Below are 259 nucleotides of genomic sequence, written 5' to 3'. Positions count from 1 at the left end.
GCCTGAGGGCTTCAAGTGTCGTCAGGCCCTGAGAGGAAGCGGATACAAAGGCCTCCAGGCTCCGGAACATCACGTCTCTGTAGTCCGGCATTCCCGAGGTATGGGACAGCAATTGCCTCAGAGTGATCGGAACGGGAGGCTTGAGACCAACCCCAAAGCTCTCCAAAAGCCCGTTGACGGGATCATCAAGAGCGATCAGTCCTTCGTCCACGAGCTTCAACACAGAAATCGCCGTCATGGTCTTGATGACACTCGAAAC

The 259-nt window shown here is 55.6% G+C and carries 1 protein-coding gene; it reads right to left on the bottom strand.

Annotated features, from left to right (window positions below):
* On the bottom strand, positions 1–238 hold a 238-nt coding region (locus tag ACPYOM_RS22930; protein WP_481347732.1), incomplete at its 3' end, for a serine hydrolase.
* Positions 239–259 lie beyond the last annotated feature (21 nt).

It is taken from the genome of Monashia sp. HAY1-2A, assembly GCF_056755315.1.
Note: the sequence above shows the minus strand (reverse complement) of the source record. Positions and strands in the feature narration are given on the sequence as shown.